The sequence below is a fragment of the Enterovibrio norvegicus FF-33 genome, from assembly GCF_000286835.2.
In the GTDB taxonomy this organism is placed as follows: Bacteria; Pseudomonadota; Gammaproteobacteria; order Enterobacterales; family Vibrionaceae; genus Enterovibrio; species Enterovibrio norvegicus_A.
In genome coordinates this window covers 394,442-411,621 of sequence record NZ_AJYD02000038.1, presented here as the reverse complement: position 1 = coordinate 411,621, position 17,180 = coordinate 394,442, and the positions used below count along the sequence as shown (strand labels likewise).

Genomic DNA, 17,180 nt, shown 5'->3' with positions numbered 1-17,180 from the left:
TTTCACACGGAATCGATACCAGCATGAAAGTATTGCTCGGTATCGTGGTGGCTATAGTCACGCTCAAATGGTGGCCAGACATTCCAGAAATCAGCACCTTGGCGGTGGCTTCTTTCTTTTTTCTTGTCATTCTGCTCGCCCTAAGAAAGCACGTTTCCGTGTTTTTCATTGGTCTCACCCTTGGCTGTCTAGTGGCATCCAGCTCTGCGGCACTGTTTAAATACAAAACCATTTCCGCTCTGACAGTGGCTCAGAATACTACCATAGCAGGGAAAGTTGGCAGCCTTTTTACCACTGAAAAATTGCAAACAAGTGTAATCTTTGATGTGGACACAGTGAATGGACGCAAACTGACCACTTTTGAGACGTTTCGGGTGCGACTTTACTGGCGAAGTGAAGAACCTGTAAAGCAAGGACAGCGCTGGGAAATCACGGCAAGATTGCGAGAGCCGTATGGACGCTTGAACGAAGCAGGCTTTGATGCAGAGACCTATTTTTTGTCTCGACACATTCATTCCAAAGGCACCGTGCTCACCGCAAAGATCATAGACGATACTTCCTCATATCGGCAGCAGCTATTTGAAAAAATACAAATTGAGTTAGGGAATTTACCGTCGTCGCGATATTTGGTGGCACTTGCATTTGGTGAGCGCTCGTTGCTTCAACGCGTTGATTGGACACAACTCAGAGATACAGGGCTTGCGCACCTGTTGGCTATTTCTGGCCTTCATATTGGACTGGCGTTCTTTTTTGGTGACAGGGTCACTAAGCTGTTATTACCGATTGTCCGTCGCCGTGACAATGCGCTGTGGTTAGCCGCATTGGTGGGGCTATTGTGTGCATTCGGATATGCATGGGTGGCCGGTTTTACTATGACGGCACAGCGCGCATTGATTGCGCTAGTGACCTTTTCGTTGGTTCGTTAGACCGGGTTCAGCGTCAGTCCTTTTAACACCTTCTTGATTGTGCTGACGGTGGTATTAATTTCCGATCCGCTATCGATTTTTTCTGCCAGCTTTTGGCTTTCTTTTGGCGCAGTGTTTGTGCTTTGTATCATGTCTATGACTGGCGAGAGACGTGAAGATAAAGATATGACAGGTGAGGACATCGATGGAAGTAAAGGCGGGGGGTTAGCAACATCGTGTGCGTTGATTAAACGCTACTTTCTTTTGCTGTGGCGAATGCAGGTTTTTCTCACGCTCGGCATGTTGCCGTTTATGTGGGCGTGGTTTGGTGGCATAAGCATGACCGCCATTGTTTACAACCTGATCGCAGTCCCTCTCGTTAGCTTGGTCACTGTTCCTCTTATTTTGATAGCGCTGATACTTTCGCCGTTTATGCCTGCCACTTGGGTATGGACTGCGGCTGACCTTTCTTTGTCTCCTTTGTTGTTGGCTTTAGATACCGTCGCCTTGGGATGGCTGGAGATTGGGCGACTGTCAGGTATGTGGTTGATGGTTGTTATTCTCTTTGTTGTGTTAGTCACGATGTTGAACGTGAGGCGGTCTTTGGTGCTATTGGGTGTTGTCGCCATGATTCTGCTGACATGGGGCAGAAGCACTAACAACAATGCTGATTGGCGCGTCGATGTACTTGATGTTGGTCATGGCTTGGCGGTATTGATTGAAAAAGACGGCGAGGCAATTCTGTACGACACAGGCGCGGCATGGACATCGAGCAGCATCGCAGAAAGTGTTGTTTATTCCGTTCTGCAATCCCGAGGAAGCGCGTTGGTGGGGCTTATTCTAAGTCACCGTGATAATGACCATGCGGGCGGTGCTGAATGGGTGATCGCTCAAATAGGCCCTCAATGGGTGAGAGCCAGTGAAAATAACGCGGCGTTTCTGCCTTGTAAACGTGGAGAGACATGGCGTTGGAAAGGGCTGGATTTCGACGTGTTGTATCCACTGATGCTTGTCGATGAGGCGAGAAATCCCGACTCCTGTGTTATTCGTGTCTCGGATGGGGAGAACGCAGTTTTGTTGACGGGAGATTTACCGGCCAAAGGTGAGGACTATTTGGTTGAGCAAAATGATGACCTGGATGCTCAAGTCCTCATCGTTCCCCACCACGGTAGCAAAACCTCTTCTTCAGCATTATTCATTGACCATGTTCGCCCAAAGGCAGCTATTGCTTCGACGGGGCGATATACACCCTGGAATTTGCCAAATCCTGACGTTGTCGCCCGCTATCATCAGCGAAATATCGCGTGGTACGAAACAGGTAAGCATGGTCAGGTGAGTGTGCGTTTTTCCAGCAAGGGGTGGCGTGTTCTTAGTCATCGTCTTGATCTGGAGCCATATTGGTACCGTAAGAAGTTTGGAGCACCCAAAAGAAAAGAGTAGAATGCCCGCTACTTGCAGAAATATAAGCAAATAAAATGTCAAATTACCAAGATAAAACCACTCGGGAAACGTTCAAAGCACTGTGGCCCTATATTGCCAATTACAAACTAGGGTTGGTGGTTGCCATCATCGCGTTGGTGATCAACGCGGCAAGTGACACCTTGATGCTCTCTATGATAAAGCCGTTGCTCGATGAAGGCTTTACCTACGACAGCGTTGATGGTGATTTCCTTAAGATGATGCCTTTTTATCTTGTTGGCCTAATGCTCATTCGAGGCGCATCCAGTTTCGTTTCCACCTACGGTCTTTCTTGGGTGTCCGGTAACGTCGTGATGGTGATGCGCCGTCGCATGTTTAACCATTTTATGAAGATGCCTGTGAGCTTCTTTGATAAAGAATCTTCCGGTGCATTGCTGTCGCGCATCACTTATGACTCAGAACAAGTTGCTAACGCCACCAGTGGCGCATTGGTCAGTCTTGTTCGTGAAGGTGCGTCAATCATTGGTTTGATGACCCTGATGTTCTACTACAGCTGGGAACTTTCGGCAATCTTACTCGTCATCGCACCTGTGGTAGCGTGGGCGATTGGTTTTGTATCAAAACGCTTCCGTAAAATTTCATCCAATATGCAAGAAGCCATGGGGTCAGTGACCTCGTCAGCAGAGCAAATGCTGAAAGGCCATAAAGTGGTATTGAGCTTTGGTGGTCAGGAAGTTGAAAAAGCACGCTTTGAAGATGTCAGTAATGGTATGCGTCAGCAAACCATGAAGTTGGTGTCAGCGCAGGCCATTGCTAACCCTGTTATCCAGCTTATCGCCTCTTTTGCGCTTGTTGTGGTTCTCATGCTGGCAAACACTGAGGCTATTCGCTCAGAGTTGACTGCGGGTACATTTGCAGTGGTGTTTGGTGCGATGTTTGGTTTGATGCGCCCTTTGAAGGCACTGACCAATGTGACATCACAGTTCCAACGTGGTATGGCGGCGTGTAACAGCTTGTTTGAATTGATGGAAATGGAAACTGAGAAAGACAACGGTAGCCATGAAGTTGCACGTGTGAAAGGGGACATCCATGTCAAAGATGTGGTGTTTACTTATCCAACCAAAGATACCCCAGCATTGAACAAAGTGAGTTTTGAGCTGGAAGCCGGCAAAACCTTAGCCCTAGTTGGGCGCTCAGGTTCAGGCAAAAGTACCATCGCCAATTTGCTGACGCGTTTTTATGATATTAATGGCGGCGATATCACGATTGATAACGTGCGAATTGAGGATTACACCCTGAATAACCTTCGTGATCAGGTAGCCATTGTTTCTCAAAATGTTCACTTGTTTAACGATAGTATCGCCAATAATATCGCGTATGCCGCAGCAGGCGAATACACGCGGGAAGAAATAGAACGCGCCGCAGAGCTGGCTTACGCGAGTGATTTCATTCAAAACATGGAACAAGGTTTTGATACGGTTATTGGTGAAAACGGGGTGAGCTTATCTGGTGGTCAGCGTCAGCGCATTGCGATTGCACGTGCCTTGTTACGCGATGCACCTGTACTGATCCTCGATGAAGCGACCTCAGCACTGGATACGGAATCTGAACGCGCGATTCAGGCAGCCCTTGACGAGCTGCAAAAAGATCGCACCGTATTGGTCATTGCACACCGTTTGTCGACCATTGAAAACGCCGATGAAATTTTGGTGGTCGATGAAGGCGAAATTGTTGAACGCGGTAACCATACCGCGTTGATGGAAAAAGACGGTGCTTATGCGCAACTATACCGAATCCAGTTTGGAGATTAACGCTTGGCGGGTTTGGTAGATAAAATTTGGTTTGAAAACCACCCGCTAGGATGGATTGGCGCGCCACTGCTGTGGCCGCTGAGCAAGGTGTTTGGTGCCATTGCTCGTCAGCGTCGCAAGGCATTTCTTGATGATAGCAATGGCGCTTATAAAGCCCCAGTTCCTGTCATCGTGGTGGGCAACATCACAGTCGGTGGCAATGGAAAAACCCCTGTTGTTATTTGGCTGGTGGAGCAACTAAAAGCCTTGGGAATGAATCCGGGCGTGGTGTCTCGTGGCTATGGCGGCAAAGCAACACATTATCCATTAGTGCTCAATGATAAAACCAGCACCGATATCGCCGGCGATGAGCCTGTGTTGATCTATCAACGCACTGGCGCACCGGTTGCAATTTCACCTGTTCGTAGTGATGCCGTTAAAGCGCTGCTGCCTCTTGGTGTTGATATCGTGATCACTGATGACGGGCTTCAACACTATAAATTGGCGCGAGACATTGAGTTTGTGGTTGTCGATGGCGAGAGACGCTTCGGCAATGGTTACTACATGCCGCTTGGACCACTGCGAGAGCAAACTGATCGTCTAAACGACGTAGACTTTGTCATTTGCAATGGCACTTCGGTATCGTCTGGTGAAATAGCCATGACGTTAGCCCCCTGCGAGTTGGTTAACCTGAAAACGGGTCAACGCATCGTCGCCAGCAGTATCAATAATGCGGTGGCGATGGCCGGTATTGGTAACCCTCAACGATTTTTCAATACGCTTAACGATCTAGGGCTGACACTTATTCATTGTGAGCCGTTCGCAGACCACAAAGCCTTTGAGTTTGATCAACTCGCGGCGTTAGCGCAGAAAGGCGAGCATTTACTGATGACAGAAAAAGATGCCGTCAAATGCCGCGCAATGTTGCAACAGCACCCAGAAATTGAGAATTGGTGGTATTTGCCCGTTGATGCGAGTTTCAATGCGGACGATACTGCCAACGTAATAAATACCATTAAGAAAGTGAAGGATGGATATGGATCACCGACTGCTTGAAATCGTCGCTTGCCCTGCGTGTAAGGGAAAGCTCAACTACAACAAAGAAAAGAATGAGTTGGTTTGTAAGTTTGACCGTTTGGCGTATCCGATCTGCGATGGCATTCCTGTGATGCTAACGACGGAAGCGCGTGAAATGTCATCGGACGAGGTTAAGCAATGAAATTCACCGTGGTGATCCCTGCTCGGTACGCGTCCAGTCGTTTACCTGCAAAGCCGCTGGTAGATATTGGCGGCAAACCCATGATCCAATGGGTTTACGAGCAAGCCATGAAGTCGGGTGCCGACAAAGTGATTATCGCAACCGATGATCAGCGTATTGTTGATGCTGCAAATGCCTTTGGTGCAGAAGTGTGCATGACCCGTGAAGATCACCAATCTGGTACTGAGCGTCTTGCTGAAGTTGTTGAAAAATATAATCTCGATGCGAACGAGATCATTATCAATGTTCAGGGCGATGAGCCACTCATTCCGCCGAGTGTGATTCGCCAGGTTGCAGAGAACCTTGCCAAAAGCGAAGCACCGATGGCCACACTTGCCGTGAACATTGATCACGCCGATGACGTGTTCAATCCGAATGCGGTGAAAGTGGTGACGGACAAAGACGGCTATGCATTGTATTTCAGCCGTGCGTCTATCCCATGGGATCGCGATAATTTCGCCAAAGTGCCTGCTGAAATTCACCATAATCTCAAACGCCATATTGGTATCTACGGTTATCGTGCAGGCTTTATTAACACCTACATCAACTGGGCACCGAGCCCGATTGAGCACATTGAGTGTTTGGAGCAACTGCGCGTACTTTGGTATGGCGAAAAAATCCACGTTGATGTCGCGATTGAAGTGCCGCCAGCAGGGGTAGATACGCCAGAAGATCTTGAAGCAGTGCGTGAGTTCGTTGCAAACCTTTAGAGGCTGCAGCAGAGGTTTCGGGTAACAGGTTTTGGGTAACGTGTGACACGTAAAACGCGCCAGCCACAAGCAAGGCTAACAATAAAAAAGAGCTGCCTCAGGGCAGCTCTTTTTTTCGTTTACAGCTTGTTATAACCATTTAGTTTGCTGGCACGGATTCAAGTTGAAGGTCAGGAGCAGTCTCTGGAGAGGTCACAGGGTCACCCTGAAACTCATCTTGCTGCTGCGCGACTTTATCGCGTAGACGTTGCCATAACTGCCCTAAGCGCTCATGCCAGAAGCGTTCAAATTGTTCGAGATACTGCGCACGAGGACTGTATTTTATCCAAGGTTGCTGAATCTCTTTCTGTGCCATGTAATTTGTTGGCGCCGGAATAGGATCTAGGCCAGCAGTTTGGAAGTCATACAGTGCACGAGGCATATGGCTCGCGGATGTCACTAGCACCAAATTGCTTTGACCGACCACCGACGCTGCTTGAAATGCCTCCTCCCACGTGTCCTTTGCGGTTTCCAGCAAGAGAATATTGTTCTTATTCACACCCATTGCCATTGCAACGCGGGCCAGCATACGAGCATGGCTCACTTCATATCCGCCATCATAGCCAGATAGGATCAGTTTTGACGTTGGATACATAAAGTGAATACGAATGCCTTCCACCAATCGCATCAGTGCCACACGTGACAATTCTGACGTTGGCGGTATCTCATCATCTACAACATGTCCGTGTCCCAGCACCATGACGTATTCGACAGGTTCTTCTGGGGCGAGAAACTGGGTGTGTTGTCTTTCTAACTTCATTAACAGCGATGAAGATAATGGCTGGAAAGACACCAGTCCGATTAACAATAGTGAAACAAATACTAAGAACGAGCCGAACCCTTTACGCTGCGTGAACCAAATCAAAAAAAGGCCAAAAAATCCGATAAGCAGTAGCGCAGGCAGGGGCATCAGTAAAGTTGATACGAGTTTTTTTAGTTCAAACATGAAATGTCGCCCGAAATATAGTCAAACAGGGGCCAATAAGTACAACAAACCTTTATTAACGGCAGTCTTATGCGAAAATAACCCCCTTACTGAATATGATAACGAAGGCGCTGTGACTGAGGATAGAAATTTCGACGACATTGCCCACAAATTTGTTAAAAACATTTACGGTTCCGGCAAGGGAGAAATCCGCCAAGCCGTTGTTTGGCAAGATCTCGAATCAATTTTAAGACGGCTGGGTGAATCCAAACCACTGGACATTTTGGATGCCGGAGGCGGGTTGGCGCAGCTTTCGCAGCAAGTCGCCCTGCGCGGTCATCACGTCACCTTGTGTGATCTTTCTTCACAGATGCTCGAGTTGGCGGAAAAAGATATCGATGCGGCAGGGCTTCTGCCGCACTATCGCTTCGTTCATGCGCCCGTGCAGGAAATCGCACAGCATATGGATAAAAAGGCCGACTTGGTGCTTTTTCATGCAGTGATGGAATGGTTGGCTGATCCGCATGAAGCGCTGAATGTCATACTTTCGCAAGTAAAGCCTGGTGGCATTGCGTCAGTGATGTTCTACAACCAAAATGGCCTGCTGTTCAAGAATTTGATTTGCGGCAACCTCACCCATGTGGAAGAGGGGATGCCGCACAGAAAACGCTTCAAGCTTCAGCCTCAAAAAGGTCTTCCACCTGAAGATGTTTACCAGTGGATAGAAGAGGCTGGGTTTACTATTTTGGGAAAAAGCGGTGTACGCACGTTCCATGACTATATGAAAGACACAAGAATGGGCGAATACACCTTTGAACAGGTTGTGGCGATGGAGCAAAAGCTCTGCCGTCAGGAACCTTTTATATCGTTAGGTCGCTACATCCATGTTTGGGCGCAAAGACCTCTCGATAAATAATTAGAAATAGACAACAAGGATTACGGATGAGCGAATTCTCTCAGACTGTTCCTGAGTTGGTTGGTTGGGTGAAACAGAACGACTTCTCTCTCAATCTGCCGCCGGAACGGCTGGCATTTCTCCTTGCCGTTGCAGTCTTAAGCAGCGAGCGATATGAGGAGGAGCTAGGGGAAGGGGAACTTGTCGATGCATTTCGCATTGTGAGTGACCAATTCGATCAAGCTAGCGAAACGATTGCCTTTCGCGCGAACAATGCCATTAACGATTTGGTGCGTAGCCGCCTGATCAGTCGCTTTACCAGCGAACTGACAGACGGTGCGAGCATCTATCGTCTTACACCGCTTGCACTGGGTATCAGCGATTATTACGCGCGTCATCGCGAATACAGCTCATTGAAGCTGTCCATTCAGCTTTCAATGGTTGCAGACGAGATCGACAAAGCATTGTCGGCGGCTTCTGAAGATGGCGATGCAGACTTTTGGCGCAAAAATGTTTATGGCGTGCTCAAGTACTCTGTGGCCGAGATTTTCGACCGTATCGACTTGAATCAGCGCACCATGGACGAACAGCAGCAGAAAGTAAAAAGCGATATTGCTGAGCTGTTAAACCAAGACTGGCAAGCCGCCATTGCCAACTGTGAGCAATTGCTGAATGAAACCTCCAGCACGCTGCGTGAACTGCAAGACACCTTGCAATCTGCGGGTGATCAATTGCAAACCCAGCTTCTGAATATTCAGGAACAAGTGCTCGGTCGCGACGATCTCGATTTCGTTGATGCCATGCTCTACAACCTGCAAATGAAGCTAGATCGCATTATTAACTGGGGCCAGCAAGCGATTGACCTGTGGATCGGTTACGACCGCCACGTACACAAATTTATTCGTAATGCCATCGACATGGACAAAAACCGCGCGTTTAGCCAGCGTTTACGTCAGTCGGTGACAGAATACTTCGATAGCCCGTGGTTCCTGACCTATGCGGATGCCGAGCGCCTACGTGATATGCGTGATGAGGCGTTAGTGCTTCGTGATGACGAAGTGATGGGCGAAATGCCCGCAGAGGTCGAGTTTGAAGAACTCACTGTGGTTAGCGACCAATTGGGCGATCAAATCGGTGACATGTTATCTCGCCATCGTACGACAGGCGAAGGCATCGATTTGGGCGTTGTTTTGAAAAACTATCTGGCTCAACACCCACAAGCACGCCATTTTGATTTGGCTCGAATCGTGATTAATCAGGCCGTACGCCTGGGTTATTCACAATCTGATCTAAACGCGATCCAACCGGATTGGCAGGCAATTAACGAATATGGAGCCAAGGTACAAGCGAATGTCATCGATAAATATTGAAGAATTTATGCCAGAGGAACTGGCGAAAGCGATTGCCAATCCTTTGTTTCCTGCATTGGATAGCACGCTGCGTGCTGGCCGCCATATTGCCAGCGAAGATTTGGATAACCACGCTTATCTGATTGAGTTTGAAATGCCGCTGCAGCATTTTTATCAGCGCTACAACGCTGAATTAGTGCGTGCGCCAGAAGGCTTTTTCTACCTGCGTCCTCGTTCTACTTCATTGATAGGCCGAAGTGTTCTGTCTGAGCTAGACATGCTGGTGGGTAAGGTGTTGTGTTTCCTTTACCTGAGCCCTGAACGTTTGGCGCAGGAAGGTATTTTCACCACCCAAGAGTTATTTGATGAACTCCTCAGCTTGGCGGATGAGAAAAAACTGATGAAGTTGGTGACATTGCGCGCCAGCGGTTCAGACCTTGATCGTGACAAGTTGTATGACAAGGTGAAAACGGCACTGCGCCGTCTTCGTCGCCTCGGCATGATTGTGCCAATTGGTGAGAGCGGAAAATTCCGCGTTAGTGAAGCCACATTCCGCTTTGGTGCAGACGTACGTTCTGGTGATGATGCTCGTGAAGCGCAATTGCGTTTGATTCGAGATGGCGAAGCCGTTGTTCACTTGCAAGAACATGCGCAGTCGAGCCTGCTCAATGATGAAGAGAACGATGAGTTTGAAGTCGACGAATCAACAATCGATGATCAGGAGGTTCAAGCATGATCCAGCGCGGTAAATTTCAATCGCTGACCATGGTCAACTGGAACGGCTTCTTTGCCCGCACCTTTGACATTGATAATCTGGTCACCACGCTGTCAGGGGGTAACGGTGCCGGTAAATCGACCACGATGGCCGCATTTATCACAGCCATGATCCCAGACCAAAGCCTGCTTCACTTCCGTAACACCACGGAAGCGGGCAGTTCAACGGCGTCTCGTGATAAAGGCTTACACGGCAAACTCAAACCGGGTGCCTGTTACGCAGCGCTTGATGTGGTGAACTCACGCAATCAACGCGTTCTGTTTGGTGTGCGTTTGCAGCAAGTAGCGGGTCGTGACAAAAAGGTCGATATTAAACCTTTCATCATTCAAGGCTTGCCTTCACACGTTAAGCCAACCGACATTTTGATTGAGAACGTGTCGGCTAATCAGGTGCGTGTGCGCCAGTTAAACGACGTCAAAGATTCGTTAGCAGAATACGAAACCGCGCACTACAAAGCGTTTACGTCTGTGACTGATTATCACGCGCAAATGTTTGAGCTTGGCGCATTGCCGAAAAAGCTGCGTAATCAAACCGACCGTTCTAAGTTCTATCGCCTGATTGAAGCCTCGCTTTATGGTGGTATTTCAAGTGCGATCACCAAATCACTGCGTGATTATCTGTTGCCGCAAAACGGTGGTGTGAAGAAAGCGTTCCAAGATATGGAAGTGGCGCTTCGCGAAAACCGCATGACGCTAGAAGCCATCAAGCTGACGCAACGTGACCGTGATTTGTTCAAGCACCTGATCACTGAATCGACCAACTATGTGGCGTCTGACTACATGCGTCATGCCAACGAGCGTCGTAAGAAACTCGAGCTGGCATTGCAACGTCGTGGTGAGCTACTGGGTTCTCGTCGTCAGCTTAATGATTTTCAAGGTACGTTTGGTCGCATGACCGACGAACTTGATGTGTTAACAGACGGTCAAGCTCACTTAGAGCAAGATTATCAAGCGGCGTCTGATCACCTGCAATTGGTTCAGACAGCCGTTCGCCAACAAGAGAAAGTCGAGCGCTACCAAGAAGATTTGGAAGAGCTTGCGGTTCGTCTTGAAGAACAAATGATGGTGGTGGAAGAAGCCACTGAACAACTGGCGATCGCCGAAGAGCAAGCCCATCTCAGCGAAGAAGAAGTTGATAGCCTAAAAACGCAACTGGCGGATTATCAACAAGCGCTGGATATGCAGCAAACCCGTGCGCTTCAGTATCAACAGGCTGTTAAAGCGCTCGAGAAAGCGCAAGATTTGACAGGCAATGATGCACTTCAGCAGCACAATGCCGCTGAAATACTGGGTGCACTTAAAGCCGACGAAGAAACGCAAACCAGCGAACTGCTTAGCTTGAAACACAAGCTGGATTTGTCATCGGCGGCAGCAAAACAATTTGAACGTGGTTTAGCAATAGTGCGCAGCATTGCGGGTGATGTATCACGTCAAGATGCGGGTGTTAAAGCGCGTGAAGTGATGACCAAAGGCCGTGAGTTTGCAAACCTTGCTAACAATACCGATCAGTTGAGTGCACAGCATCGCGACCTTGAGCGTCAAATGCGTAGCTTCCAGCAGGCAAAAACACTGTCTGAGCAATATCAGCGTCAGTTTAATACGGCGGTTGAGTCAGAAGAGTTGGCCGAGTTGGAAATGGCGCGTCAGCAAGCACGTCTAGAGACAGCTGAAGAAGCGGTTGGCGAGCAAGCTGAAAAAGTACGCGAATTGCAACGAAACGAGAACGAAATTAACGTCAAAGTCGCTGATTTCGAAAAAGTCGCGCCTGCATGGATCGCAGCGCAAGAAGCATTAGAAAAGCTAGCGGATCAGTCTGGCGAAACCTTGTACGACAACCAAGCCGTTCTCGACACAATGCAAAAAGTGATGGTGAAAGAGCGTCAAACATTGGATACCCGCGACAAGCTGGCTGCTGAGAAACAAGCACTAGAAGCGGAAATTGAACGTTTGGCACAACCGGGTGGCAGCGGCGATGCGCGTTTGCAATCACTGGCCGACACCCTGGGTGGTACGCTGCTTTCTGAGATTTACGATGACATCACGATGGAAGATGCGCCGTACTTTTCTGCGTTGTACGGCCCGGCGCGTCATGCCATTGTGGTTCCTGATCTGAAAGGCATTAAAGAGAAACTGGTTGATATCGATGATTGCCCAGATGATCTTTATGTGATTGAAGGTGAGACTGACGGTTTTGACGATAACGTTTTTGATGCAGACGAAATGGATGGGGCGGTTTGCGTTCACCTTAATGACCGCCAGCTTCGCTATTCTCGTTTCCCGAAAGTGCCGTTGTTTGGTCGCGCTGCGCGTGAACATCGCCTAGAGAATCTGCGTGAGAAGCGTGAAGAGTTGGTAGAAGACTACGCAAAAGCCTCTTTTGATGCGCAGAAGCTACAGCGTTTGAGCCAAAGTTTTAACCAGTTCGTTTCTCACCACATGAACGTGGCGTTTAACGAAGATCCAGAAGCCGCATTGAAAGCATTGCGCGAACAACGCAACAGCGTTCAGCGTCAATTAGGTCAACTGCGTGATAACGAACAACAGGTTCGTAGTCAGCTAACTGGTGCAAAAGAAGCCATCGCGCTGCTGAACAAGCTTCAGCATGTGGTGAATGCACTGGAAGACGAAACGATTGAAGCGCGCCTTCAAGAGTTGGTACTGCGTTTGTCGCAAGCGGACGAAGCGCGTCACTTTACCCGTGAACACGGTAAAGCGCTGGCTGAGCTAGAGCCGCTAGTGTCGGCTCTGGACGCTGACCCAGAACAATTTGATGCACTGAATGAATCGTATTTGCAGGCTGATCAGGCGTTGCAACTTCTCAAGAAGAAGCTGTTTGCGCTGTCTGATTTGGTCGAGCGTCGTCATCACTTCGGTTATCAAGATGCCGTCGCACTGCTTGATAAGAGCAGTGAGCTGAATGAACAGCTGAAAGCGAAATTGATTGATGCTGAACGTGCGCGTGCTCGTTCACGTGAGCACGTTAAACAGGTTCGCGATCAAGTTAACCAATACAACCAACTGCTAGCATCACTGAAAAGCTCTCATCAAGCGAAGCAAGAAACGGTGGCAGAATTCAAGCGTGAATTGGTTGAACTTGGTGTTCGCGCCGATGTTGAAGCAGAAGAACGTGCCCGCATTCGTCGTGATGAATTGAATGCGCAACTGTCTCAGTCTCGTCAACGTAAGAGTGAACTTGAAAAAGGCCTCACTTCCATTGAACTGGAAATGAAGTCGCTGCTCAAAACGCTGAAGAAAGTGAGCAAAGAGTATTCTGACTTGCGTACTTTCGTGGTTAACGCCAAAGCGGGTTGGGTGGAAGTACTTAAAATTGCGCGTAGCAGCGGCGTTGAAAAGCAACTTAACCGCCGTGAAATGGCTTACATGTCAGCCGATGAACTGCGTTCATTGTCAGATAAATCACTCGGTGCGTTGCGTCTCGCTGTTGCAGACAATGAAACATTGCGTGATGCATTGCGCGCGTCGGAAGACATGGCACGTCCTGAGCGAAAAGTGTTGTTCTACGTGGCGGTTTATCAGCATCTTCGTGAGCGCATTCGCCACGACATTATCCGTACAGACGATCCTGTCGAAGCGATCGAAGAAATGGAAGTGGAACTGGGTCGCCTCACTGAAGAGCTTACCCAGCGCGAGAAGCGCTTGGCGATCAGCTCTGAATCGGTGGCGAATATTATTCGTAAAACCATTCAGCGTGAACAGAACCGCATTCGTTTGTTGAACCAAGGTTTGTCGAACATAGGTTTTGGTCAGGTCAAAGGCGTACGTCTTAACGTATCCATTCGTGATACTCACGCACAACTCCTTGCTGGATTGGCTGAAAATGCCGAACAACATCAAGATTTGTTCGGCAACAACCGTTTGACTTTCTCGGAAGCGATGGCGAAGTTGTTCCAGCGTTTGAATCCGCATATCGATATGGGTCAGCGTTCGCCGCAGATCCTAGGCGAAGAGTTGCTGGATTACCGTAACTATCTTGAGCTCGGTATTGAAGTTAACCGTGGCACTGACGGTTGGTTACGTGCTGAATCCGGTGCGTTGTCGACCGGTGAAGCGATTGGTACGGGTCAGGCCATCTTGTTGATGGTGGTACAGAGTTGGGAAGAGGAATCTCGCCGTCTACGCGGTAAAGATGTTATTCCTTGTCGTCTACTATTCCTTGATGAAGCAGCCCGTTTGGATGCGAAGTCTATCTCGACCCTGTTCGAGCTATGCCATCGTCTAGACATGCAGCTTCTTATCGCAGCACCTGAAAACATCAGCCCAGAGCAAGGTACAACGTACAAATTGGTGCGTAAGATCTTTAACGATAAAGAACATGTACATGTGGTGGGCCTGCGCGGTTTTGGTGAGGTCTCTAAGTTGAACTCGCCAATACAGGAAACCTTAGAAGCGGTTGACTAGACCACTAGAAATCGAAAAGGCCAGCATCGATGCTGGCCTTTTTTTATCTATTTTTCATCTTTTTTTGGCGTAGTCCTAAATTTTCTTGGTTAGGACTAAGCAATTTTAAACATACCAATCTGCTCAGTTAACTTGTGCGCCTGCGTGTTAATGCTTTGAGCGGTGTTATCGGTATCGTGGGTTCGGTCAGAGACGGACTCCGCTGAACGCGCAATATTATTCACGTTAATCGTGATGTCTTCCGTGACCGTAGATTGCTCATTGGCGGCAGTGGCAATTTGCGTGTTCATGTCATTAATGCCCGTCATCATACTCGCAATCTCTTCAAGCATCTTATTGTTTTTATTGCAATTATCCACGCTGCTGGCGACAAACTGATTGGCGCCACTAATGCCAGTAACCACTTTGTTGGTTTCTTTCTGCAACGATTCGACCTTTGCGCGGATCTCTTCTGTGGATGTTTGTGTACGAATAGCTAATGAGCGCACTTCGTCAGCCACCACAGCAAACCCTCTGCCTTGTTCGCCGGCGCGGGCGGCTTCGATTGCCGCATTCAAAGCAAGAAGATTTGTCTGCTCTGCGATTCCCTGGATCACATCGAGCACAGACCCGATAGAGTTACTTTCCGCCGACAGTTGCTCCATGGACTCAGTCGCATCACCCATGCGATTAGATAGCTGCGAAATCTCACTGACTAATTGCTGCCCCACATCAGCACTTTGACGAACTGATTGAACCACGTTTTCTGATGATTCAGAGGCGTTATTGGCAAAACTAGCCACCTCGGTAATCGACGCGCTCATTTGTGTGGCGGCTGTCGCGACCTGATTTGAATTAGCGGCTTGTAGGTCGACCTCTTTCCGCATGGTATTGATGTTATTCTGAATGTTATCTGAAGCCATCCCTAGGGCTTTGACTGCGGTATCAGCGCCTTTAATGACGTCGAGAAAGTCTTCCAACATCATATTCATGGATTTCGACAACTCAGCAATTTCATCTTTTCCTGTTTCCTTCAGCCGAATCGTCAAATCGTGAGTTTTGGCAATGTGTGAAATACTCGTGGTCAACTCAGTAATAGGTTTGCTAATACTCCCTGAAATCATCCAGGCAATGATGAGAGAAAGCAGTATCAATGCTGTTCCAACCATCAATGCGATTCTCTCCAATGACGTATGCAACTCATTGACTCTGGACAGGGCTTCCGCCGTTTCAATTTCAGCTACTAGCGCCCAGTTTTTTCCTAGTATCGATATAGGACGATAAGCAGCGAATACATGTTTCCCGGCGTGATTCAGACCTGAAATAAAGCCTGATTCGCCCTGTAAAGCAGCATTGGTATGGACTGAGCGGATACTTTGTTGCCCGGAAGAAGATTCAGTTAAACCGATGCGATTGACAGTCTCCGCGGGAACACCCGAAGTACGGAGCATGTCGAGGTAGCGTTCTTTGTTTTCTACCAGCATTCGAGCTTGCGAGCGGATTAGATTATCTGGACCAACAATGAAGCTTTCGCCAGTGGTTCCCATACCGTCGAGCTCCCAATTACCGTCGTAGGTCATGATGGCGTTAATGCTGTCGATAGGCATTTGGAATATCAGCACACCAATGTTGGTGCCATTTCGAACGACTGGGGTGGCGATGAACGAAGCAGGGCTGTCATATGAAGGGTAGTAAGGTGCATAGTCGACAAAGTTGAATGCACCTTTATTAAGGTTTCTTGCGCCTGCAAAGGCTTCTGCTAATCCACTGGTTTTGTATGGGCCATCAATAAGATTGGTGGCGTAGTCGAGTTCTTTAAACACCGAATAAACGACATTGCCCGAATTGTCGACCATGAAAATATCGTAGTAACCGAAAGATTCAAGGAAGGTGCGGTAATTGGAGTGGAAAACATCATGAACTTCACTATACGTCGTACCGTCAGCAGCTTTATCCAGTAAATGCTTGTTACCTAGAGGGTGCGAATTTAGTCCGATATAAGCTTGTTGAAGCAGCTTCCCATTGAGACCAATAGCACCTAGATTTGCAAGTGCATTAGATGGCTTACCGTTCGTCTCTGTGAAGGTACTACCGAAGTCATTCACATAATAATTTTTAAGTGTATCGGCTTGATCTGGCACTAATTCGGCTTCGGTCGTGACGCTTTGAAAACTCGTCGAAAACTGAATCATCGCGTCTTCTGTCATGGTGGAATTCGCGAGGTTAGTTAGCTGCTGAGAGATGGTGTTGAAGTAGCGTTCTATTTCCGATTTTTTTACTTCACGAGCGGACATCAATTGATTTTGGATTTGATGTTCAAGCGCAGCGCTTGATGTTTCGCTTGCCGTAATTGTTAGTAATGCTGCCGTTGCAATGACGGCTGCAGCGCTCATGGCGACAAAAGCGGTTTTAATTTTTGTGGATATGTTCATGCTGCCATGCCCTAATAATTAAACAAAAATTGCAGATGTGACACTCTGTAATTGTAGGGAACTTTTACCCCAATATTGTTGATTCAATGGTTTTTCTTACAGAAGAAATTTAACAACATGAATTACATGGTGTTTATTTTTATGAGTGAGAGTTTTAAAATTGCAATATGAGAATTTAAATGACAAATAATATGAGTTTGTCATTTTTTGAGGGCGGGTTGTTTGTGTGCTTGTCGATAAATCTGGGTGGTGTCGTCAATTAAAATAGGCACGTTACAGTGTACGT

Annotated in this window: 10 protein-coding genes and 1 pseudogene; 9 read left to right on the top strand and 2 right to left on the bottom strand. The window is 48.1% G+C overall.

The annotated features are described in order from the left end of the window. The first annotated feature begins 23 nt into the window (after window positions 1–23). From A1OO_RS10085 to kdsB, 5 genes and pseudogenes are all read left to right on the top strand, one after another. Window positions 24–2,345, top strand: a pseudogene (locus tag A1OO_RS10085) (DNA internalization-related competence protein ComEC/Rec2). Window positions 2,346–2,380: 35 nt separating this feature from the next. Further along, window positions 2,381–4,135, top strand: coding sequence for a lipid A ABC transporter ATP-binding protein/permease MsbA (msbA, locus tag A1OO_RS10080; RefSeq protein WP_016962362.1), 1,755 nt, complete (start codon window positions 2,381–2,383; stop codon window positions 4,133–4,135). 3 nt (window positions 4,136–4,138) lie between these two features. Continuing rightward, entirely contained in the window at window positions 4,139–5,170 is a 1,032-nt protein-coding gene (gene lpxK, locus A1OO_RS10075; protein WP_017002944.1) for a tetraacyldisaccharide 4'-kinase, read from the top strand. Then, window positions 5,151–5,333: a Trm112 family protein gene (locus A1OO_RS10070; RefSeq protein ID WP_016962359.1), complete on the top strand. Its 183-nt coding sequence runs from the start codon at window positions 5,151–5,153 to the stop codon at window positions 5,331–5,333. Before lpxK ends, A1OO_RS10070 begins: the two co-directional genes overlap by 20 nt. Then, window positions 5,330–6,082, top strand: a complete 753-nt coding sequence (gene kdsB / locus A1OO_RS10065; RefSeq protein WP_016962358.1) for a 3-deoxy-manno-octulosonate cytidylyltransferase — start codon at window positions 5,330–5,332, stop codon at window positions 6,080–6,082. The genes A1OO_RS10070 and kdsB overlap by 4 nt, the downstream gene beginning before the upstream one ends. A 139-nt stretch (window positions 6,083–6,221) precedes the next feature. On the opposite strand, the gene elyC is transcribed toward kdsB, so the two are convergent. Next, window positions 6,222–7,067, bottom strand: a complete 846-nt coding sequence (elyC, locus tag A1OO_RS10060; RefSeq protein ID WP_017002943.1) for an envelope biogenesis factor ElyC — start codon at window positions 7,065–7,067, stop codon at window positions 6,222–6,224. A 112-nt stretch (window positions 7,068–7,179) separates the two neighbouring features. Here elyC and cmoM point away from each other — a divergent pair, with 112 nt between their 5' ends. Genes cmoM through mukB form a run of 4 tightly spaced genes read left to right on the top strand, consistent with a single transcriptional unit; the run spans window position 7,180 to window position 14,483 of the window. Continuing rightward, the gene (gene cmoM, locus A1OO_RS10055; protein WP_026023799.1) at window positions 7,180–7,962 is read left to right on the top strand and encodes a tRNA uridine 5-oxyacetic acid(34) methyltransferase CmoM; all 783 of its coding nucleotides are present in this window, start codon (window positions 7,180–7,182) and stop codon (window positions 7,960–7,962) included. A gap of 26 nt (window positions 7,963–7,988) precedes the next feature. Further along, complete coding sequence (gene mukF, locus A1OO_RS10050) at window positions 7,989–9,311, top strand: chromosome partition protein MukF (protein WP_016962353.1); 1,323 nt, start codon at window positions 7,989–7,991, stop codon at window positions 9,309–9,311. After that, the gene (gene mukE, locus A1OO_RS10045; RefSeq protein ID WP_017002942.1) at window positions 9,292–10,026 is read left to right on the top strand and encodes a chromosome partition protein MukE; all 735 of its coding nucleotides are present in this window, start codon (window positions 9,292–9,294) and stop codon (window positions 10,024–10,026) included. The genes mukF and mukE overlap by 20 nt, the downstream gene beginning before the upstream one ends. Beyond that, window positions 10,023–14,483, top strand: a complete 4,461-nt coding sequence (gene mukB, locus A1OO_RS10040; RefSeq protein WP_017002941.1) for a chromosome partition protein MukB — start codon at window positions 10,023–10,025, stop codon at window positions 14,481–14,483. Before mukE ends, mukB begins: the two co-directional genes overlap by 4 nt. Before the next feature lie 95 nt (window positions 14,484–14,578). On the opposite strand, the gene A1OO_RS10035 is transcribed toward mukB, so the two are convergent. Then, window positions 14,579–16,894: a methyl-accepting chemotaxis protein gene (locus A1OO_RS10035; RefSeq protein ID WP_017002940.1), complete on the bottom strand. Its 2,316-nt coding sequence runs from the start codon at window positions 16,892–16,894 to the stop codon at window positions 14,579–14,581. Between the last annotated feature and the right edge of the window lie 286 nt (window positions 16,895–17,180).